Origin of the sequence: Rhizobium sp. CG4 (genome assembly GCF_023701965.1) — a bacterium.
In the GTDB taxonomy this organism is placed as follows: domain Bacteria; phylum Pseudomonadota; class Alphaproteobacteria; order Rhizobiales; family Rhizobiaceae; genus Agrobacterium.
Map to the genome: position 1 here is coordinate 59,608 of NZ_JABAEG010000001.1, position 20,407 is coordinate 80,014.

General features: G+C 55.8%; 18 protein-coding genes. 8 read left to right on the forward strand and 10 right to left on the reverse strand.

Going from position 1 to position 20,407, the window contains the following annotated elements:
• Positions 1 to 11 precede the first annotated feature (11 nt).
• The 5 genes from gcvT (at position 12) to HGO37_RS00340 (ending at position 6,902) form a co-directional block, all read left to right on the forward strand.
• Positions 12 to 1,151, forward strand: coding sequence for a glycine cleavage system aminomethyltransferase GcvT (gene gcvT, locus HGO37_RS00315; protein ID WP_250981691.1), 1,140 nt, complete (start codon positions 12 to 14; stop codon positions 1,149 to 1,151).
• Positions 1,152 to 1,179: 28 nt separating this feature from the next.
• Entirely contained in the window at positions 1,180 to 1,542 is a 363-nt protein-coding gene (gcvH, locus tag HGO37_RS00320) for a glycine cleavage system protein GcvH (protein ID WP_250981692.1), read from the forward strand.
• Entirely contained in the window at positions 1,542 to 4,406 is a 2,865-nt protein-coding gene (gcvP, locus tag HGO37_RS00325) for an aminomethyl-transferring glycine dehydrogenase (protein ID WP_250981693.1), read from the forward strand. Before gcvH ends, gcvP begins: the two co-directional genes overlap by 1 nt.
• 166 nt (positions 4,407 to 4,572) lie before the next feature.
• Entirely contained in the window at positions 4,573 to 6,387 is a 1,815-nt protein-coding gene (locus HGO37_RS00335) for a HAMP domain-containing methyl-accepting chemotaxis protein (RefSeq protein ID WP_285200243.1), read from the forward strand.
• A 203-nt stretch (positions 6,388 to 6,590) separates the two neighbouring features.
• Positions 6,591 to 6,902, forward strand: coding sequence for a flagellar basal body protein (locus HGO37_RS00340; RefSeq protein ID WP_250981694.1), 312 nt, complete (start codon positions 6,591 to 6,593; stop codon positions 6,900 to 6,902).
• Between the two features lie 5 nt (positions 6,903 to 6,907).
• On the opposite strand, the gene HGO37_RS00345 is transcribed toward HGO37_RS00340, so the two are convergent.
• The gene (locus HGO37_RS00345) at positions 6,908 to 7,411 is read right to left on the reverse strand and encodes a hypothetical protein (RefSeq protein ID WP_250981695.1); all 504 of its coding nucleotides are present in this window, start codon (positions 7,409 to 7,411) and stop codon (positions 6,908 to 6,910) included.
• 141 nt (positions 7,412 to 7,552) lie between these two features.
• On the opposite strand from HGO37_RS00345, the gene HGO37_RS00350 reads away from it, so the two are divergent.
• Complete coding sequence (locus HGO37_RS00350) at positions 7,553 to 8,821, forward strand: MFS transporter (RefSeq protein ID WP_250981696.1); 1,269 nt, start codon at positions 7,553 to 7,555, stop codon at positions 8,819 to 8,821.
• 53 nt (positions 8,822 to 8,874) lie between these two features.
• Here HGO37_RS00350 and HGO37_RS00355 read toward each other — a convergent pair whose 3' ends face one another.
• From HGO37_RS00355 to cysG, 5 genes are all read right to left on the reverse strand, one after another.
• Positions 8,875 to 9,687 (reverse strand): ferredoxin--NADP reductase, encoded by an 813-nt coding sequence (locus tag HGO37_RS00355; protein WP_250981697.1) that lies wholly within the window; start codon positions 9,685 to 9,687, stop codon positions 8,875 to 8,877.
• 191 nt (positions 9,688 to 9,878) lie between these two features.
• Positions 9,879 to 10,385 carry a DUF934 domain-containing protein gene (locus HGO37_RS00360; protein ID WP_250981698.1) on the reverse strand — a complete coding sequence of 169 codons (507 nt, stop codon included), beginning with the start codon at positions 10,383 to 10,385 and terminating at the stop codon, positions 9,879 to 9,881.
• Positions 10,386 to 10,397: 12 nt separating this feature from the next.
• Positions 10,398 to 12,068, reverse strand: a complete 1,671-nt coding sequence (locus HGO37_RS00365) for a nitrite/sulfite reductase (protein WP_250981699.1) — start codon at positions 12,066 to 12,068, stop codon at positions 10,398 to 10,400.
• A gap of 8 nt (positions 12,069 to 12,076) precedes the next feature.
• Positions 12,077 to 12,391 carry a DUF2849 domain-containing protein gene (locus tag HGO37_RS00370; RefSeq protein ID WP_250981700.1) on the reverse strand — a complete coding sequence of 105 codons (315 nt, stop codon included), beginning with the start codon at positions 12,389 to 12,391 and terminating at the stop codon, positions 12,077 to 12,079.
• Positions 12,384 to 13,856: a siroheme synthase CysG gene (cysG, locus tag HGO37_RS00375; RefSeq protein WP_250981701.1), complete on the reverse strand. Its 1,473-nt coding sequence runs from the start codon at positions 13,854 to 13,856 to the stop codon at positions 12,384 to 12,386. Before cysG ends, HGO37_RS00370 begins: the two co-directional genes overlap by 8 nt.
• Positions 13,857 to 14,085: 229 nt before the next feature.
• Here cysG and HGO37_RS00380 point away from each other — a divergent pair, with 229 nt between their 5' ends.
• Positions 14,086 to 14,673, forward strand: coding sequence for a deaminase (locus HGO37_RS00380; RefSeq protein WP_250981702.1), 588 nt, complete (start codon positions 14,086 to 14,088; stop codon positions 14,671 to 14,673).
• 30 nt (positions 14,674 to 14,703) lie between these two features.
• Entirely contained in the window at positions 14,704 to 15,537 is an 834-nt protein-coding gene (gene mazG, locus HGO37_RS00385) for a nucleoside triphosphate pyrophosphohydrolase (RefSeq protein WP_250981703.1), read from the forward strand.
• Between the two features lie 48 nt (positions 15,538 to 15,585).
• Here the strand turns inward: mazG and HGO37_RS00390 are convergent, their stop codons facing one another.
• From HGO37_RS00390 to trkA, 4 genes are all read right to left on the reverse strand, one after another.
• Positions 15,586 to 16,779, reverse strand: coding sequence for a GGDEF domain-containing protein (locus tag HGO37_RS00390; RefSeq protein ID WP_250981704.1), 1,194 nt, complete (start codon positions 16,777 to 16,779; stop codon positions 15,586 to 15,588).
• 298 nt (positions 16,780 to 17,077) lie between these two features.
• Positions 17,078 to 18,409 carry a GTPase HflX gene (gene hflX / locus HGO37_RS00395; RefSeq protein WP_250981705.1) on the reverse strand — a complete coding sequence of 444 codons (1,332 nt, stop codon included), beginning with the start codon at positions 18,407 to 18,409 and terminating at the stop codon, positions 17,078 to 17,080.
• Positions 18,410 to 18,589: 180 nt separating this feature from the next.
• Positions 18,590 to 18,832 carry an RNA chaperone Hfq gene (gene hfq / locus HGO37_RS00400; protein ID WP_027673217.1) on the reverse strand — a complete coding sequence of 81 codons (243 nt, stop codon included), beginning with the start codon at positions 18,830 to 18,832 and terminating at the stop codon, positions 18,590 to 18,592.
• A gap of 198 nt (positions 18,833 to 19,030) precedes the next feature.
• The gene (trkA, locus tag HGO37_RS00405; protein WP_250981706.1) at positions 19,031 to 20,407 is read right to left on the reverse strand and encodes a Trk system potassium transporter TrkA; all 1,377 of its coding nucleotides are present in this window, start codon (positions 20,405 to 20,407) and stop codon (positions 19,031 to 19,033) included.

Here is a 20,407-nt window from a genome sequence, read left to right on the forward strand (position 1 = left end):
GGAGGCGTCTTTTGGACGATACCGCCGAGCTTAAAATCACCCCGCTTCATTCCCTGCATCTGTCGCTTGGCGCCCGCATGGTGCCATTTGCCGGTTATGACATGCCTGTGCAATATCCAGCCGGTGTCATGAAGGAGCATATCCAGACGCGCACCTCTGCTGGTCTGTTTGACGTGTCCCACATGGGTCAGGTCATCATCAAGGCAAAATCCGGCAAGGTTGAAGATGCAGCGCTTGCGCTGGAAACGCTGGTTCCTGTTGATATCCTGGCCCTGAAAGAAGGCCGCCAACGTTACGGTTTCTTCACCGATGACAATGGCTGCATTCTCGATGACCTGATGATCACCAACCGTGGTGACCATCTGTTTGTCGTCGTTAACGCCTCCTGCAAGGACGCCGATCTGGCACATATGAAAGCGCATCTTTCCGACAGCTGCGACATTACTCTTATTGATGATCGCGCGCTGATTGCCCTGCAAGGCCCGCGAGCGGAAGCAGTTCTGGCAGAGTTGTGGGCCGGTGTTTCCGGCATGAAGTTCATGGATGTGCGTGAAGTGCCATTGCTTGACGTGTCCTGCATCGTTTCCCGTTCCGGTTATTCCGGTGAAGACGGTTTCGAAATCTCCGTACCCGCCGACAAGGCGGAGTTCATTGCCAAGGCACTGCTTGAGCATCCCGACTGTGAGCCGATTGGCCTTGGTGCACGCGACAGCCTGCGTCTGGAAGCCGGTCTTTGCCTTTACGGCAACGACATCGACACCACGACTTCGCCAATCGAGGCTGCACTGGAATGGGCCATTCAAAAGGCCAGGCGTGCGGGCGGCGAACGCGAAGGCGGTTACCCCGGCGCATCGCGCATCCTTTCAGAACAGGCAAATGGCACATCGCGCCGACGGGTTGGACTGAAGCCGGAAGGCAAGGCCCCGGTTCGTGGCCACGCCAAGCTGTTTGCAGATGCTGAAGGCAAGACTGAAATTGGTGAAGTGACCTCAGGTGGCTTTGGTCCTTCCGTGGAAGGCCCCGTTGCCATGGGCTACGTACCGAAAGAATACACTGCTGCTGGCACCGCAATTTTCGCTGAAGTTCGTGGCAAGTATCTGCCAGTATCAGTTGCGGCCCTGCCCTTCATCACACCGACTTACAAACGATAAACTCTTTCAAGACCTCCCGGAGAGAACCATGTTGAAATTTACCGCTGAACACGAATGGCTGAAACTTGAAGACGGCGTTGCCACCGTTGGCATCACCAGCCACGCTGCCGAGCAGCTGGGTGACCTCGTGTTTGTCGAACTGCCGGAAGTTGGCGCGACATTCGCAAAAAATGGCGAAGCGTCAACCGTTGAATCCGTGAAGGCTGCATCCGACGTTTATTGTCCACTTGATGGCGAAATCACCGAGATCAACCAGGCAATCGTTGACGACCCTTCGCTCGTTAACTCCGACCCGCAGGGTGCCGGCTGGTTCTTCAAGCTGAAACTTGCCAACCCGTCAGATGCTGATGCGCTGCTCGACGAAGCAGCCTACAAGGAGCTGATTGCGTAATGACAACGCCCGCTGATTTCCAGTTCACCGACTACCAGCCCTATGACTTCGCAAACCGTCGTCATATCGGCCCGTCGCCGGCTGAAATGGAGGAAATGCTCAAAGTTATCGGTTATCGCAGCCTTGATGCGCTGATCGATGCCACCGTGCCTTCCTCCATTCGCCAGAAAACCCCGCTCACCTGGGGTGCGGCACTGTCCGAGCGTGAAGCGCTGGACCGTCTGCGCGAAACCGCCAACAAGAACCAGGTTCTGACCTCGCTGATCGGTCAGGGCTATTACGGCACCATCACGCCGCCTGTTATCCAGCGCAACATTCTGGAAAATCCGGCTTGGTACACGGCCTATACGCCCTACCAGCCGGAGATTTCGCAGGGTCGCCTTGAAGCGCTCCTGAACTTCCAGACGATGATCTGTGACCTGACCGGCCTTGACGTTGCCAATGCGTCGCTTCTCGACGAAGCAACCGCTGCTGCCGAAGCCATGGCCATGTGCCAGCGCGTTGCAAAGTCCAAGGCAACATCGTTCTTCGTTGACGCAAACTGCCATCCGCAGACCATTGCGCTGATCGAAACCCGTGCCGCTCCACTTGGCTGGAAAGTCATTGTCGGCAACCCGTTCACCGATCTGGACCCGGTCGACGTGTTTGGCGCAATCTTCCAGTATCCCGGCACCCACGGTCACGTCACTGACTTCTCCGGCCTGATTGCCCGTCTGCACCAGACTGGCGCCATTGCCGCAGTTGCCACGGACCTGCTGGCGTTGACACTGCTGAAATCTCCGGGTGAAATGGGCGCCGATATCGCCATCGGTTCCTCGCAGCGTTTCGGCGTACCTGTCGGTTACGGCGGCCCGCACGCCGCCTTCATGTCGGTCAAGGACGCCATCAAGCGCTCCATGCCGGGCCGTCTCGTCGGTGTATCGGTCGATGCACGCGGCAACCGCGCCTACCGCTTGTCGCTGCAGACCCGCGAACAGCACATCCGCCGTGAAAAGGCCACGTCCAACATCTGCACCGCGCAGGTGCTTCTGGCCGTCATGGCATCGATGTACGGCGTGTTCCACGGCCCACAGGGCATCAAGGCCATTGCCCAGCAGACCCACAAGAAGGCTGTTCTGATGGCCAAGGGCCTGGAAAAGCTTGGTTACACCATCGAGCCGGAAACCTTCTTCGACACCATCACCGTTGATGTTGGCCACATGCAGGGCGTCATCATGCGCTCAGCCGTTGCCGAAGGTGTGAACCTGCGCAAGGTCGGTGCAACCAAGATCGGCATGAGCCTTGACGAGCGCACCCGCCCGGCAACGCTGGAAGCCGTCTGGCGCGCATTTGGTGGCAACTTCGTTGTTGCCGATTTCGAGGCTGATTACCGTCTGCCGAAGGATCTGCTGCGCTCCAGCCAGTACATGACGCATCCGATCTTCCACATGAACCGCGCCGAAAGCGAGATGACCCGTTACATCCGCCGTCTTTCGGATCGCGATCTGGCGCTCGACCGCTCAATGATCCCGCTCGGCTCCTGCACCATGAAGCTGAACGCCACAGCCGAAATGCTGCCGATCACCTGGCCGGAATTCTCCGACATCCATCCTTTTGTCCCGGCCAACCAAGCCCTGGGCTACAAGGAAATGATCGACGATCTCTCCGAAAAGCTGTGCTCGGTCACCGGTTATGACGCCTTCTCCATGCAGCCGAATTCCGGCGCGCAGGGCGAATATGCCGGCCTTCTGACCATTCGCAACTATCACCTTGCCAATGGTGACACGCACCGCGACGTCTGCCTTATCCCAACCTCCGCGCACGGCACCAACCCGGCGTCGGCACAAATGGTTGGCATGAAGGTTGTACCAATCAAGGTTCGTGAAAACGGCGACATCGATATCGATGATTTCCGTGAAAAGGCTGAACAATATGCGGCAAACCTTTCCTGCTGCATGATCACCTACCCGTCCACCCACGGCGTGTTTGAGGAAACGGTTCGCGAAATTTGCGATATCACCCACAAGCATGGCGGCCAGGTCTATCTCGACGGCGCCAACATGAATGCCATGGTCGGCCTTGCCCGCCCAGGTGATATCGGCTCCGACGTATCGCACCTTAACCTGCACAAGACCTTCTGCATTCCGCATGGTGGTGGTGGACCCGGCATGGGTCCGATCGGCGTCAAGGCACATCTTGCACCGTTCCTGCCCGGCCACGTGGCAAGCGATGGTCGTGAAGGCGCGGTCTCTGCTGCACCGTTCGGTTCACCATCGATCCTGCCGATCTCATGGAGCTACTGCCTGATGATGGGCGGTGAAGGCCTGACGCAGGCAACCAAGGTTGCCATCCTCAACGCCAACTACATCGCGGCCCGCCTCAAGGGTGCTTACGATGTGCTCTACAAGTCCGAAACCGGCCGTGTAGCCCATGAGTGCATCATCGACACCCGCCCGCTGGTCGATAGCTGCGGCGTGACGGTGGATGACGTGGCAAAACGTCTGATCGACTGCGGTTTCCACGCACCGACCATGAGCTGGCCGGTCGCCGGCACGTTGATGATCGAGCCGACAGAATCGGAAACCAAGGCAGAACTCGACCGTTTCTGCGATGCCATGCTGGCCATCCGTGAGGAAGCCCGCGACATCGAGGAAGGCCGCAGCGACAAGCTCAACAATCCGTTGAAGAATGCGCCGCACACGGTGGAAGATCTGGTTGGCGAATGGGATCGTCCTTATTCCCGCGAAAAGGGTTGCTTCCCGCCCGGCGCCTTCCGCATCGACAAATACTGGTCGCCGGTCAACCGCATCGACAACGTCTATGGTGACCGTAACCTCATCTGCACATGCCCGCCGATGAGCGAGTACCAGGAAGCCGCAGAATAAAATGAAATGGCCCGCCTCTGGCGGGCCTTTTTTCTAGCGAAAGGGATGGCTTCCTGGAGAACAGCTCTCACAAAAATTAGTTTTATTAACAAACGATAAAACAAATATAACTAATTATATCCACAGCATATCCCCTCCTACTTTCCTCCCTGTGGATCCCAAGCATATGTCTATCCGCTTCAAGCTTATTGCAAGCATCTCGATGCTATCGGTAGCTATTGCCACGATCGTTGCTGTCTCATTTTTCAGTATTTCCACCGTTTCCGAGCGCACTTATTCATTGCTGCAAGACAGAATTCAGCCAATGGCCCAGCTCAAGATGGTTGCAGACATGTATGCCGTCAATATTGTCGACACCACGCACAAAATCGCTGGTGGTGAAATGAGCTGGGAGGACGGCAGCAGCAGTCTGGCAAGCGCTCAGTCAAACATTGACAAGGCTTGGAGTGCTTACGAGAGCAGCTACATGACGCCGGAGGAAAAAAATCTTGCGACGACATTCAAGGCGCATCTTGCCGAATCCGGCCCTGTCTTGAACGAATTGTCGCAAATCATTGCAAAGCGCGACATGCAGTCTCTGGTGATGTTCAGCCGCACCAAGCTCTATCCGACGATTGACCCGCTTTCCGGCCCGATCAACGATCTAATCAATTTGCAAATCGAAACTGCAAAGTCCGATTATCAGGCAACGCTCAAGGAAAAGAATTCCATATTCTTCTGGATGAGTGCTCTTAGCCTCGTCGCACTTGGCATCGTTGGTTTCTCGGTAGCTGTCGTTATCGGCGGAGTCTCCAAACCCCTGTCGCGGCTTGAAAACCTGATGCGCCGCATTGCCTCTGGCGACCTTGAGGTAAAGCTGTTTGGCGAAGACCGTAAAGATGAAATCGGCAAGATGATTGCCGCCGTTGCCGTGTTCCAACAATCTGCCATTACCAACCGTCAACTGGAAGCAGATGCCGCCGGTGCCCGTGCGCGCGCCGAGCAGGAACGCGCTCGCCTGACAGCAGAGGCGGAAGCCGCAGCCCAGGCACGGCTTGAAGCCGCAACATCTGGTCTTGCAACAGGCCTGCAGCGCCTTGCTGCTGGTGATCTTGCTTTCCAAATCACCGAACCCTTCTCGGCAGATTTTGATGCGCTGCGCCACAACCTCAACAGTGCGGTCAGCCAGTTGAACACCACCATGATCGAAATCACCCAGGCCGCATTCAGCATTGAAAGCGGTACATTCGAGATCAGCCAGAGCGCCACCGACCTCTCGCGCCGTACCGAACAGCAGGCCGCGTCTCTGGAAGAAACCGCAGCAGCGCTCGACCAGATCACCGCCAATGTGTCGAATTCCGCGCAGCGCACCAACGACGCCCGCAAGCTGACCGGACAGGCCAATGAAAACGCTAAAAAGTCTGGCGAAGTGGTCGCGAATGCGGTGGCTGCCATGCAGAAAATCGTCCAGTCCTCGACGCAGATCTCCAGCATCATCGGTGTGATCGATGAAATCGCCTTCCAGACCAACCTTCTGGCTCTGAACGCAGGTGTTGAAGCTGCCCGCGCTGGCGAAGCTGGCAAGGGTTTTGCCGTTGTCGCGCAGGAAGTGCGCGAACTGGCACAACGTTCCGCGCAGGCCGCCAAGGAAATCAAGGAACTGATCCGAAATTCCGGCAACGAAGTTGAAAACGGCGTGAAGCTCGTTTCCGAAACAGGCACGGCACTGAAATCCATCGAAGAGATGATTGACGAGATCAACCACAATGTTGAATCCATCGCAACATCGTCGCGTGAACAGTCCACCGGCATGTCGGAGGTCAATGTTGCCGTCAACCAGATGGATCAGGTCACCCAGCAGAACGCTGCCATGGTCGAAGAGACCAATGCGGCCAGTGCTACACTCGCCTCTGAAGCATCACGCATGAAACAGCTGATGAGCCAGTTCAAGCTCGGCCAGCAGCAGACGCAAGGTTACGCGCAAAGCCGTTACGCAGCGTAAGACAGAACGTCCTGCCCAAACAGAAAGCGCCGCCCTCACCAGCGGCGCTTTTCTTTTAAGTCCACGGCACGGACATGTACTGTTTTGCGACAGTGACGATAACTCTAAGAAGATTTCGCTTACCGCGTCGCTTCACCTTTCCATAAGCCGTGCCGCTTAATGTGCACGATAGGTAGATGGGGCCAGAACAGGCAGGGGAACGCATGAGCATTTCAGCAATCACCAGCAACGCTCTATCAGGCATGCAGGCCCATAGCCGAAGCCTTGCGGCAACCGCCAACAATGTCGCCAATGTCAGCACGCCAGGTTACGCCCACCTTGAAACCAGCTTTTCAAGCCACACCTCTGGTGGCGTCACCGCGTCTGTCAGCCCATCTGCTGATGGCCAGAACGTCGACCTCGCCAACGAAATGCTTGATAGAATCAACGCCGAAATTGGCTTCAAGGCCAATGCCGTCGTTTTCGAAACCGGCGCCGACATGTGGGACATGTTGCTGACCATCAAGCGCGACTGAACCGTTTACCGCGTCAGCTGAATATCACTCGTCACAACGTTCTTTCCGTTTGCACCGTCCTTGTCGGTGGTGCGCAGGCGAAGGCCGTTATTGCCCACCTTGCTGATGGTCATATTGGCCACCCGGTCGCCATTGATTTCACGGTTCCAGCGCACGGTCAGATTGATAGCATCCCCCTGACGTTTGCCGCTGAGCGCTGACGGGCGGCCGGACGGGCCAACATAATTGCCTTTATAGCTGTTGCCACTGGCCGCCAAGTCGGCAGATATCTCGCGTTTGACCACCACCAGTCCACGGCACGTGCCTTCCATGCGCAGCGATGGGCCCGCCGGATTGGACTGGAATGTGCAAGTAACCTTCACCGGCGATGCATTGGTCTGCATGCGCACGGTGCCGGTGCCCTTCCAGCTGCCGCCAAGACTAGCGAGAAACTGGCTTTCATTCGCCATTGCGGGCGGTGCAGCAACAACTGCGGCAAGCATAATGATCGATGCTAACTTATAGCTCATGACGCTGTTCCTTTTCACATGAACAGCCAACGTCCAGCAGTGCCGATAGTTCCTTCACACAGAAGCGTTAACTGTAACAGCAACCAATTTCAAAATCGCGCGTTTCACGCCAGCTTCGCCTCACATCAGAAAGAGCCGTCGATGACAACGCTAACAACACCCATCCACTCAGACGGCCAATCACTGGGCAAAACCCCACATTCCGGCATCTCTGACCGTTCACTGCTGGCACTGGCTGTGCTGAATTTTTTCCTGGCCGATGCGCGCGATGGGCTGGGGCCATTTCTGGACGCGTTTCTCGCCACCAATGGCTGGTCGGCCATGCAGCTTGGCCTGATTGCAACGGTCGGCGGGCTGATCGGTCTTGCAGCAACGCCCCTGTGTGGAGCATTGGTCGACAGTTCGACCTGGAAACGGCTGCTGATTGCCGTGCCGGTCATTATCGTCACCGTTGGTGCATTGATCACGTTGATCTTTACCAACGAGGCCGTCGTGTGGACCGGCCAAATCATGACGGCGGTTGTTGGCGCAGTCATAGGACCCGCCCTTGCCGGACTGACGCTCGGTCTTGTTGGCGAAAAACTGTTTCCACGCCAGATTTCCCGCAATGAGTTCTGGAACCATGGCGGCAATTTCGTCTCACTGTTTGCCACCTATATGGCCGTGTCGGCCTTTGGTATTTCGGGCGTCATCGGCCTGATGATCGTCACCGCTGTCGGAGCACTGGCCGCAATTGCTGCCATTGATCCGAAACGCATTGATCACAAGGTTGCCCGCGGCCTGGCCGAGGACAAGGGTGAGCCGGGGCCGTCCGGAATAAAGATATTACTGAATGAAAAAGGCCTGATTTTCCTGGCCATCATCCTGCTGATCTTTCACTTCGGCAACGCACCAATGGGCCGCTTGATCGCGCAGGATTTTGCCATTGAGCTCAACTCGCCGTTTCGTACCACCGCCATCATTACCGGTGTCGCGCAATTTGCGATGATCTTCGTGGCAGCCGCGGCACCTTGGCTTATCAGACGCTTTGGCCTCTCAACCGTATTTCTGATCGCGCTAATCGCCCTGCCCATTCGCGGCCTGCTTGCCGCATCCTTCGAACAGTTCTGGGTTATTTACCCCGTGCAATTGCTTGATGGCATTGGTGCTGGCTTGCTTGGCATTGCCACCCCGGTTGCGGTGGAACGTATTTTGAAAGGCACGGGCCGCTTTAATGTCGGCCTTGCCAGCGTCATGACGTTGCAAGGCATCGGCGCCTCCTTGAGCAACGGCGTTGCAGGCTGGTTGACCACCAAGGGTGGTTATGCGCTTTCGCATCTTGTTGGCGGCGGCATCGCGGCCATTGCCATCGCCTTGTTCCTGCTGTTCCGACACGACATCGTGCCGCCAACGGATGTCCAGAAAGCCTGAAACGCAAAAGGAGACCGCGAGGTCTCCTTTTTCAATTCACAAGGTCCTGTCGATCAACCGACGAAGGCGCGTTCGATCACGAATTCTGCTGGCTTATTGTTGGCGCCTTCATTGAGGCCAGCCTTTTCCAGCAGTTCCTTGGTGTCTTTCAGCATTGCGGACGAGCCGCAGATCATGCCGCGATCGATTTCAGGATCGAACGCAGATACACCAAGATCGGCAAACATCTTGCCGTTTTCAATCAGGTCGGTGATGCGGCCGGTGAAGGGATAATCTTCACGGGTCACCGTTGCGTAATGTTTCAACTTGTCGCCAACCAGTTCGCTCAGGAACTCGTGGTTCTTGATTTCCTCGACCAGATCAAAACCATATTTCAGCTCAGCCACGTCACGGCATGTATGCGTGAGAATGACTTCCTCGAACTTTTCGTAGGTTTCGGGGTCACGGATAAGGCTTGCGAAAGGCGCAATGCCGGTACCGGTCGAGAACATGTAAAGACGTTTGCCGGGTGTCAGCGCGTCCAGCACCAGCGTGCCTGTCGGCTTCTTGCGCATCAGCACCGTGTCGCCTGGCTTGATGGCCTGCAGGTGCGAGGTCAAAGGACCATCTGGCACCTTGATCGAGAAGAACTCAAGTTCTTCATCCCAAGCCGGGCTGGCAATCGAATAGGCACGGTAAACAGGCTTTTCACCGACCATCAGGCCGATCATGGCGAACTCGCCAGAGCGGAAACGGAAACCGGCCGGGCGCGTCATGCGGAAACGGAACAGACGGTCGGTATAATGCTCAACCGAAATCACCGTCTCGGCGTAAACGCCGTCCGGAATCTTGGCTGCGAATTCTTCATTCTTGGCTGGAGCATTCATGCGTTGGTCCGTCCATTTCAGGTCTACGATGGATATTGCAGGGCAATTATACCATTCCATGCCGCTTTTAAAGGCATGGAATGTCATAGCTGGTCTACGTTTGGAAAATATGCACCAGAACCTCATGTTTTCATGAGATCAGTTGCAAATCACCCACCAAAATTAAGCTTCGGCTTGCAAAATACGAGATGTCATACTGCCGCACGCCGACGCCAGCTGTATGAATCAGTGGTCACAGCCTCCTTGACCGCTGGCTGATAGTGAACATCAATGCCTGGAATACGATGTTCAGACAGTCTGCGGATCGCCGTTTCATTGGTCACCGACAGGCTGGAAAACCCGGTGCGCAACATATGCGGAATCTGGTCAAGCAGCACATCGCCCACCGCCCTCACCTCGCCAACAAAGCCAAGGCGCGAGCGCAGCAATGAGGCGTGGCTGAAGCCGCGACCGTCATTATAGGCCGGAAATGAAATGGCGACCAGCGCGATACGGTCCTGATAAGGTGCCAAACGCAACACATCATCGGCAGGCTTGATCAGCACGCCAAGGTTCACGTCATTGCTTTCCTCTACCTTCACAAGGAAGCTATCAAGATCAAGGATCGCCTGTTGATCGTCAGTGGCCTTTACGTCCTCGGTTTCGATAACCCAGGGGTCGTTCTCGACAAAGCCGCTTTCGTTCCAGATTTTTGTCATGTCCAGCCTTCCTTATGCCGCTTCTGCCGCAGAGCCATAGAGCGCATCCTTGAAAGGTTGCTGCCCGACACGACGGTAGGCTTCAAGGAAAGTCTCCTCTTTCGAAAGGCGCAGGCCAATATAGGTATCGACAATGGTCTCGATGGCGTCGGTGACCTTTTCAGGCTCGAAACCACGGCCGATGATTTCACCGATCGAGGTGTTTTCATCACCAGAACCACCCAGCGTGATCTGGTAAAGCTCCGCACCCTTCTTTTCCACGCCCAGCAGGCCGATATGGCCGACATGGTGGTGTCCGCAGGCATTGATGCAGCCGGAAATCTTGATTTTCAGTTCCCCGATTTCCGCCTGACGCTCTGGCGAACCAAAACGTGTGGAGATTTCCTGCGACACGGGAATGGAACGCGCATTGGCAAGCGCGCAATAATCGAGCCCGGGACAGGCAATGATATCGGTGATCAGACCGGCATTGGCGGTTGCAAGACCCGCTTCGGCCAGAGCACGGTAAACCGGTTCCAGATCAGCCAGCGCCACATGCGGCAAAATGATATTCTGCTCATGGCTGATGCGGATTTCATCCAGCGCATATTCCTCGGCAATGTCTGCCACAATATCCATCTGTGCATCGGTCGCATCGCCTGGAATGCCGCCAATCGGCTTCAGAGAAATGGTCACCATGCCGTAGTCAGGGTGCTGGTGCGGCTGTACATTCTGGTCGACCCAACGTGCAAAGGCCGGATCAGCTTTTTTCCAACGGGCAAGGCTTTCCCATCCCTCTGCACGCGCCTGCAGGTCAGGGGCAGCAAAATAGGCGGTAATAGCCTGAACATCGGCTTCCGGCAGCTTCAGCTCGCCATTGCGCAGGTGCGCAAATTCTTCGTCCACCTGACGGGCCAGCTCTTCCGTGCCGGTTTCATGGACCAGGATTTTTATACGTGCCTTGTATTTGTTGTCGCGGCGGCCGTGCAGGTTATACACGCGCATGATGGCCGTGATGTAGGACAACAGGTCCTCTTCCGGCAGGAAGTCGCGCAGTTTCTTGGCAATCATCGGCGTTCTGCCCTGCCCGCCACCGACGTAAACGGCAAAACCGATCTCGCCCTTGTCGTTTTTCTTCAGGTGCAGACCAATGTCATGCACCTGAATGGCGGCGCGGTCGCGCTCGGCACCGGTCACGGCAATCTTGAACTTGCGCGGCAGGTAGGAAAACTCCGGGTGAACCGACGACCACTGGCGCAGGATTTCCGCGTAAGGCCGTGGGTCGGCCACCTCATCGGCAGCAGCACCGGCAAAATGGTCGGCAGTCACGTTGCGAATGCAGTTGCCGGATGTTTGCAGCGCGTGCATTTCCACGCTGGCAAGCTCGTGCAGAATATCAGGCGTATCCGACAGTTTTGGCCAATTATACTGGATGTTCTGGCGGGTGGTGAAATGGCCGTAACCACGGTCATATTTGCGGGCGATATGCGCCAGCATGCGCATCTGCCGCGCATTCAACGTACCATAGGGAATGGCAACACGCAGCATGTAGGCATGCAGCTGAAGGTAAACACCATTCATCAGTCGGAGGGGCTTGAACGCATCTTCAGCCAGTTCGCCAGAAAGGCGGCGCTCTACCTGATCACGAAACTGGTCCACACGGCTCTTTACGAAAGCGTGATCGAATTCGTCGTAGCGGTACATCTTATTCCTCAGACTGCAATAAAGGCGGAATCTGCTGGCTTGAAACCGGCAGCATAATGAATGGTCGGGCCAGCCGCACGAATGCGCTCTCTCAAACGCGTCGGCCAAAGACGGCCATCCTGTTCGGCGACATCAACCAGATTGACGTCAACCACACGGTTTGCGGAAAAGTCGCGTTTGCCAACCTCTTCCAGCGAAGCAACCGCTTCGGCGTGGCGGGCAACAAAGGCCGCCTGCAGGTCTTCCGTCCATGTGCCATTGGCATCAAGCCACACGGCAATGCCATCGCCCAGCCGGTTCGCAGTCAGAACCTTGTCAGCCATTTTCATACTCCTTCTTGCGATCCGCGACCCGGCCAGACAGGGCCAGAGCCTCGGATCTCTCAAAATTCGCGCCAGCAACCGCTTCCCCGATGATAACCATGACAGGACCTGTCAGTTCATCCCGGAATTCGAGGTCGGGCAAATCGTTCAACGTGCCGTGCAACAGGCGTTTATCGCTTCGGCTTGCATTTTCAATAACCGCCACAGTGGTTTCCGCAGCCAGCCCGGCATTCATCAGACGGGTTGCCACCGAGGCGGCAACCGTGCGGCCCATATAGACGGCAACCGTCGCACCAGAGACGGCAAGGCTTGCCCAGTCCGGCAGGATATCGCCGGTCAGATCATGGCCGGTAGTGAAGATCAGCGAAGAGGCAACGCCACGCAGTGTCAGCGGCAGTTCGAAATCGGCAGCGGCAGCAAAGGCAGAGGTGATGCCCGGAACGATCTGGTAGGAAATACCGGCTTCACGCAGTGCCGCCATTTCTTCGGCCGCACGGCCATAAACCAAGGGATCGCCGGATTTCAGGCGCACGACACGTTTGCCTTCCAGTCCCAACTGCACCAGCAGCTTGTTGATCTCGTCCTGCGACTTGCTGTGGCAGCCCTTGCGTTTGCCAACCGACAGACGCTCGGCATCACGCCGGCCCATATCGACAACAGCCTGCGGAACAAGCGCGTCATAAACGATCACATCGGCTTCCATCAGCACGCGCTGGGCACGCAGCGTCAAAAGGTCTTCGGCACCTGGACCGGCACCCACCAGCCAGACATACCCCTTGGTGTTGCCAGCCGTGTTCAGCAGCCTGTTGGCCTCAGAGCGCGCCGAAGCGCCATCATTGATGGCAACCGCGTCGGCAACAGAACCCGAAAAGAACTGACGCCAGAAGCTGCGACGCAAGGCACCCTTCGGCACCAGCTTTTCAGCCGCGTCACGATATTCAACGGCCAAACGCGCCAAGGCACCAAGCGATGGCGACAGCATCTGGTCAATGCGGGCACGGATCATTTGCGCGAGAACCGGGCCTGCACCTTCCGTGCCGATGGCAATGGCCACCGGTGCACGCGACACCAGTGCCGGTGTGAAGAAATCGCAATAATCAGGCTGGTCGACAGCATTGGCCGGAATGCGGGCTGCACGGGCAGCATCGACGATGGCGCGGTCCTGCGCACCATCACCGGTGGCGGCAAAAACCAGCGATGCGCCAGCAAGCACATCAGGGACAAAAGCCTGCGCCACATGCTGCACACCACGGCCTTCATGCTCACGCAGAAAACCGGCATAGTCTGCTTGCGGCTGATCGGCATAGGCGATGATACCGGCATTGGTGTTCAACAGCAGGCGGACCTTGGCAAAAGCCTCATCGCCATTGCCAAACACGGCAACGCACTTGCCCTCCACCTTGAAGAAGGCGGGAAAGGTCGAAAGCCGGTCACTGGCATATGGGGAGGCACTGTCCTGATACATGTTTCAAAGTATCGCTGATCCGGCCAAATACTTGAAGAAACAGAAATTCCGCCTAACCCACTAGCTGGATTTTTCTTTTCTGCGATTGGTGGCTTTTGAGGATAACTAACCAACCCTCCCTAAAACATCCGCCTAAAAAGCCCTAAATCCATCGAAAAACCGATGTTTTTGCTTCACATTTTTGGCAAAACGCGAATATGGTCGGGGATAAATTTCGAGGAATGAAACCGTGAAAACCACAACGATTGCGTCCCGCCTTCTCGATGTTATCGAGCATGACATATTACCGCTGACGACAAAAGGTGTCGCGACCGGAAACAAGGTTTTTGGCGCCGCCATCCTGCGAAAATCCGACCTGTCGGTGGTGATTGCCGAGACCAATAACGAGCTTGAAAACCCGCTGTGGCACGGTGAGGTTCACACCTTGAAACGCTTCTACGAGATGGGCGAAAAGCTCAACACCAAGGATCTGATTTTCCTGTCTACCCACGAGCCTTGCACCATGTGTATGTCGGCCATCACCTGGGCGGGATTTGATAATTTCTACTCTTTCTTCAGCCATGAGGATTCACGCGATGCCTTCGCCATTCCGCATGACCTGAAGATCCTGAAGGAGGTTTTTGGCCTTGAACCAGGCGGATATCGCCGCAACAATGCCTTCTGGAATTCCTATTTCATTGCCGACCTTGTGGACAGCGAGGAAGAACCGACCCGCACGACGCTGAAAGCGCAGACAGATCGCATCAAGGCGATTTACAACAGCCTTTCCGACACCTACCAATCCTCCAAAACCGACAACGACATTCCCCTTAACTGACCCGTAACGGACATAGCCGAAAGCAGCAGCATGGAAGCCTCGAAGGACATCTCCCGCCTCATCGAGATCATGGAGGCGTTACGCCAACCGGAGACCGGTTGCCCGTGGGATATCGTGCAAACCTTTGAAACGATCAAACCCTACACGATCGAAGAAGCCTATGAGGTCGCAGACGCAATAGAACGCAAGGACACGGATGATCTTTGCGAAGAACTCGGTGACCTTCTGCTACAGGTGGTATTCCATTCCCGCATTGCCGAGGAAATGGGTCAGTTTTCCTTTGGTGACGTGGTTCATGCCGTTACCTCGAAAATGATCCGCCGGCACCCGCATGTCTTTGCCGTGTCCGATGCGGACACGCCTGAAACGGTAAAACTGCAATGGGATACCATCAAGGCTGCCGAAAAACGCGAGCGTGCGGAACGCCGTGCCAAGCGTGGTATCACCGAGGATTTCAAGGCCGGTTTCCTTGGCAATGTTCACCGCAGTCAGCCAGCATTGACCGAAGCACTGAAACTGCAGGAACAGGCCGCACGGGTCGGTTTCGACTGGTCCCAACCTGAACCGATCCTCGACAAGATCGAGGAGGAAGTGGCAGAACTGCGCGAGGCGCTGGCATCTGGCAAACCGGAAAAAGTGGCTGACGAACTCGGCGACCTGATTTTTGCACTGGTCAATATCGGACGCCATGTCAGTGCGGATCCGGAGACGGCACTGAGAGGCACGAACACGAAGTTCCGTCGCCGTTTCAACCACATAGAACAAAGCCTTGAATCAAATAATGAGCGCCTTGAAGACGCGGGCCTTGAGCGCATGGAAGCGCTGTGGCAGGCTGCCAAGGCTATTGAGCGGCAACTGGACTGATTGAGTGTTTCTATTGCTATGGCCCGGTCACGGACCATAGGTGCCATATCAGGAGATTGCTGTGCGTACGGCGTCAGCCGATCCAGCCTCAACCGGCACAAGGTCTTGCGAACGGAACACCGTCAGGCGATTACGCCCGGCACCCTTGGCGGCATAAAGGGCGATATCGGCCTTTTTCAACAGCAGCTTGGCAAAGTTTACCTTTTCCTCGCACACGGCAATGCCCATGCTGAGAGTAGCCGATATTTCCTTGTCTTCAGCTGTGTGAATGATGGCGCTGACGCAGGTGCGTATCTTCCCGGCCAGGATGGCCGGATTGTCCTTGCCGGAAGCACGCAGGAAAATGACAAATTCCTCGCCGCCGAACCGGGCAATCACATCATTAGGGCGCAGCATGGCCGACAGTTCCTGCGCCACCCGCGCCAATACCTCGTCGCCAGCCAAGTGGCCATGCGTGTCGTTGATCTTCTTGAAGTGATCAATATCGGCCATGACGATGGCATCACCCACCCGCAGCGTTTCCGGCAGGGTCTCGAAAAACGAACGACGGTTGGAAATGCCGGTCAGCGCATCAATGTTGGCAAGGCGCAACAAGTCTGCCTCTGCCCGTTCCTTGACCAACGCCATCACAAAAACAGCAATGGCGAAGTGGCAGACAATCGACAGGAAAAACGCGTTGGTCGGCGCAATGATCGCAACCGTCGGAAACTGATATCCGACAATGGCCATGATCCGCAGCATGGCGGAGGTGGCAAGCGCAAGGCTCAGCACCACCCGCACAGGCAATTTCTCCAGCATGCGGTCGCGGTAGACGCAAAATGCGGCAATCAACAACAACATCGCGGCCAGTGCATTAAAAAGGCTCGCCCGCAATTCGGCGACCATATACCAAGCGGCACCAACCAGAAAACCTGTACCTATGATGGGAACCAGCATGACCAGCCACTGCCGGTTGCTTTTGCGTTGGCTGCTGACCCGGCACACGCCCACGACGAACACTGCATAACCAATCGCACCCGCCATAAACGCCACCACCGACCACAAGTAGATCTGCTCGGGCGTCTTGCGGCCAAAGATCACAAAGGTTGAAGCAAGGGCGCTGAGGAAAAAACCTATCGACAGAAGACCGAGACCAATATTGCCAGACGAGCGTGAGCGCACGTAAAGGAAACACAGCGCACCGACAAAAAACGACATCTGGTGCAGCAGCAGGACGGTTTGCGTATCAAGAGGTTCAGTCATTCAAAAACTCATCGGTACAGTATGCCTATTATCAGAAAGGCCCTCCCAAACCACAACCGATAAAACCTCGTTGCGCAAAAAAGTAAAAAAATAGAAAAAACAACCGGGATTTGACAATATCAGCCACACACCCTGGAGGCGAAAATATACCCCAACAGCGGTTCTGATATATCAACATTGAGCGCTAACTGTTTGTTTTAAGATAAAACTACTTCCATAGCGAGCACGCCACCGGTCGCAGACACTTCATTAAGCCTGTTTGCAAGTTTATCATGTGAATGTGTGTTGGAAGCGGTGATTACCGCTCCCAGTCCTCAGGCTGGCTTATCGCTATCTTGCCAAGCTTGCGTTCCAGCTGCGCGGTCTGCGCTTCCGACATGCGCACATCAAGCGCGACGGAACCATCTTCACGGTCCTCACGCTCATCGACAATTGCATTGTCATAAACCCACGACAGCAGATGTAGCTTGTCGACCGGCAGGATGACCGTCGTTTCGGTCAACACGCCGGACAAACGCACCGAAATCTCGTCCATCAGGGCATTAACGCCCTCACCCGTCACAGCCGATACGGCCTTGATGTTGTCACGCCCTTGCACGCGCTGCATGATGGCGTCATGGGCCTCGGTTTCCAGCCTGTCGACCTTGTTCCACACCTCGACAACGCGTTCGGACATTTCCTTCTCATCGATCCCGAGATCGGCGAGAATACGCAGCACGTCAGCCGACTGCGCGGCATTGTCGGGGTCCGACATGTCCCGCACATGCAGGATGAGATCGGCTTCCAGCACCTCTTCCAGCGTCGCGCGGAACGCCGCGACAAGGTGGGTTGGCAGGTCGGAAATGAACCCAACCGTATCGGACAGAATGACGGTGCGGCCATGCGGCAGCTTCATTCGACGCAGCGTCGGGTCAAGTGTGGCAAACAGCATGTCCTCGGCCAATACGCCGGCACCGGTAATACGATTGAACAGCGTCGACTTGCCGGCATTGGTATAGCCCACCAGCGCGACGATCGGATGCGGCACCTTGCGGCGCTTTGAACGGTGCAGCTGGCGTGTGCGAACAACCTGCTCCAACTCACGTTCCAGCTTGACGATACGATCCTGCAACAGACGACGGTCTGCTTCGATCTGGGTTTCACCTGGACCACCCATGAAACCCGCACCACCGCGCTGACGCTCCAAGTGGGTCCAGCTGCGGACCAGACGGCCCTTCTGGTAGTTCAGATGGGCAAGATCAACCTGTAGCGTACCTTCCTTGGTGGATGCACGACGTCCGAAGATTTCCAGAATGAGGCCGGTGCGGTCAATGACCTTGGCATTCCAGTGTTTTTCAAGATTGCGCTGCTGCACGGGTGTCAGAGGATGGTCGACGATGACCAGGCCGGCATCATGCTCATTCAGCAGGTGGTTGATTTCTTCAATCTTGCCAGTGCCAAACAGTGTCGCCGGGCGCGGCTGGTTCACGGAGACGACCAGACCGGCAACAACTTCAAGATCAATGGCGAGCGCCAGACCCTTTGCCTCTTCCAGCTTCGCATCGCTGGAGCGTACTGGAGCCACGATTATCGAAGGGTCTTTTGACTCACGTCCCGGCTTGAGAACCGGCACCAGCACCACCGCGCGCATATCGTCCCGATGCTTTTCCAGTTCGGGAATAATGGATTCACTTGATGTGTCGCGTGTCGAAATGGTCTTATATCCTGTCTAGAAAACGCCTAAAGGGCAAACGGGAAATACGCCTAAACGTTCCCTTGCCCTTTTGGATCGCTATGTTTTTAACGCTCTAACCGCGAGGTCAGCCTATATTTAGGCAGCACCCTCTTCGGTTTCAAACATCTGCATCGGCTGACCGGGCATGATGGTCGAAATCGCGTGCTTGTAAACAAGCTGCGAATGGCCATCACGACGAAGAAGAACGCAGAAATTGTCAAACGACGTGACAACACCCGTCAGCTTCACACCATTGATAAGGAAAATCGTCAGCGAAATCTTTTGTTTGCGAACGGTATTAAGGAAGAGATCTTGCAAATTCTGAGAACGTTCCGCCATGGCGCCGCTTCTTTCTTTCTTGCCGGCAAAAACACCGGAAAATAATCAATCAATAACCGCTGGTTGAGTGGGTTCACCCCCTCATAACCCTCGTCCGCGACTCTGGTACCAAATCGCGCAATTTTGCGCAATGTCGAAAGCGTACGGAATGGTTCGCCAGCAACATATGATGCACCAATTCCGCAAAGAAAAACCAGCCTAAAAATACTGTATCGACACCCGGAACAATTGTTCCACATCACGCACCGCATCTGCGGCGGCAAATAGCACAACCCGGTCCCTGGCCTTGATTTTCATCGAGCCATCCGGACGCAGCACCTTGCCTTCACGATAGATGGCACCAATACGGATACCGTCAGGCAAATCGAGGTCACGCAACATCTGCCCAACCAATGGTGACGTTTCCAGTGCTTCGGCCTCAATGACCTCGCCAGAGCCCTTCTGCACCGAATAGACCGAGCGAATGCGCCCCTTGCGCACATGCTGCAACACACGCGAAATGGTCACGGCACGCGGATTGATGAAGGCATCAATGCCAAGTGATTTCGTCACATCATGGAAAGACGTGCTGTTCAACAAAACGAGGTTTGACTTGCAGCCAAGCTGCTTTGCCATGACCGCACCAAGAATATTGGTCTGGTCATTATTGGTCAGCGTCACGATCAGGTCTGCATCTTGAATATCGGCCTGCAGCAATATCTTCTGATCGACCACAGAACCATTGAGAACAATGGTTTTGGACAACAGGTCGGACGCAGTGACTGCTTTCTCACGATCAAATTCGATGATCTTGACCCTGGTATTGGGCTGCAATTCTTCGATCTTGCTGGCCACGTAATGGCCGATATTGCCGGCACCAGCGATGATGATGCGCCGCGCCTCCTGCTCATCATGGCCAAACAGACCAAGCGTGCGGCGCGCATGCTGGCGCTGACAGATCACATAGGCCAAGTCACCGGTGCGCAACTGATCGGAGGAGCGTGGCACGATCAGCAGGCCGTTACGGTAGATGCCGGTCACAGTGGCAATCAGATCCGGAAACAGGCTGCTCAACTGCTGCAGCGGCGTGTTGATGACAGGGCAATCTTCCATGCACTCGATTGCCAGCATGGAGATATTGTCGTCGGCAAAACGCACAACGTCATTGGCGCCGGGAAAGGCGATGCGCCGCAGCACCATTTTACCGACCTCAACCTCCGGCGAAATCGTCACGTCGATCGACATGTTTTCGCGGCTGAACAGGTCGGCATATTCCGGCTGCAGATAGCTCTGGTCACGGATACGGGCAATCTTGGTCGGCACGCTGAACAGTGCATGTGCGACCTCACAGGCAACGATGTTGATTTCGTCGTGCAACGTCACGGCAATGATCATGTCGGCCTGATCGGCACCGGCCTTGGCCAGCATGTCAGGATGCGCGCCGTGCCCGACATAACCACGCACGTCGAGCGTCTCGGTAATGGCAGTAATCAGCGCGGCGGATGTATCAATGACGGAGACTTCATTGTCTTCCCGCGACAGCTGCTCGGCAATGCCGTAGCCAACCTGCCCCGCACCACAAATGATGACCTTCAT

Bases quoted from the DNA above. Each gene is read 5' to 3' on its own strand.
- gcvH (WP_250981692.1), top strand. From the start codon at position 1,180: ATGTTGAAATTTACCGCTGAACACGAATGGCTGAAACTTGAAGACGGC.
- gcvP (WP_250981693.1), top strand. From the start codon at position 1,542: ATGACAACGCCCGCTGATTTCCAGTTCACCGACTACCAGCCCTATGAC.
- HGO37_RS00335 (WP_285200243.1), top strand. From the start codon at position 4,573: ATGTCTATCCGCTTCAAGCTTATTGCAAGCATCTCGATGCTATCGGTA.
- HGO37_RS00340 (WP_250981694.1), top strand. From the start codon at position 6,591: ATGAGCATTTCAGCAATCACCAGCAACGCTCTATCAGGCATGCAGGCC.
- HGO37_RS00345 (WP_250981695.1), bottom strand. From the start codon at position 7,411: ATGAGCTATAAGTTAGCATCGATCATTATGCTTGCCGCAGTTGTTGCT.
- HGO37_RS00350 (WP_250981696.1), top strand. From the start codon at position 7,553: ATGACAACGCTAACAACACCCATCCACTCAGACGGCCAATCACTGGGC.
- HGO37_RS00355 (WP_250981697.1), bottom strand. From the start codon at position 9,687: ATGAATGCTCCAGCCAAGAATGAAGAATTCGCAGCCAAGATTCCGGAC.
- HGO37_RS00360 (WP_250981698.1), bottom strand. From the start codon at position 10,385: ATGACAAAAATCTGGAACGAAAGCGGCTTTGTCGAGAACGACCCCTGG.
- HGO37_RS00365 (WP_250981699.1), bottom strand. From the start codon at position 12,068: ATGTACCGCTACGACGAATTCGATCACGCTTTCGTAAAGAGCCGTGTG.
- HGO37_RS00370 (WP_250981700.1), bottom strand. From the start codon at position 12,391: ATGGCTGACAAGGTTCTGACTGCGAACCGGCTGGGCGATGGCATTGCC.
- cysG (WP_250981701.1), bottom strand. From the start codon at position 13,856: ATGTATCAGGACAGTGCCTCCCCATATGCCAGTGACCGGCTTTCGACC.
- mazG (WP_250981703.1), top strand. From the start codon at position 14,704: ATGGAAGCCTCGAAGGACATCTCCCGCCTCATCGAGATCATGGAGGCG.
- HGO37_RS00390 (WP_250981704.1), bottom strand. From the start codon at position 16,779: ATGACTGAACCTCTTGATACGCAAACCGTCCTGCTGCTGCACCAGATG.
- hflX (WP_250981705.1), bottom strand. From the start codon at position 18,409: ATGCGCGCGGTGGTGCTGGTGCCGGTTCTCAAGCCGGGACGTGAGTCA.
- hfq (WP_027673217.1), bottom strand. From the start codon at position 18,832: ATGGCGGAACGTTCTCAGAATTTGCAAGATCTCTTCCTTAATACCGTT.
- trkA (WP_250981706.1), bottom strand. From the start codon at position 20,407: ATGAAGGTCATCATTTGTGGTGCGGGGCAGGTTGGCTACGGCATTGCC.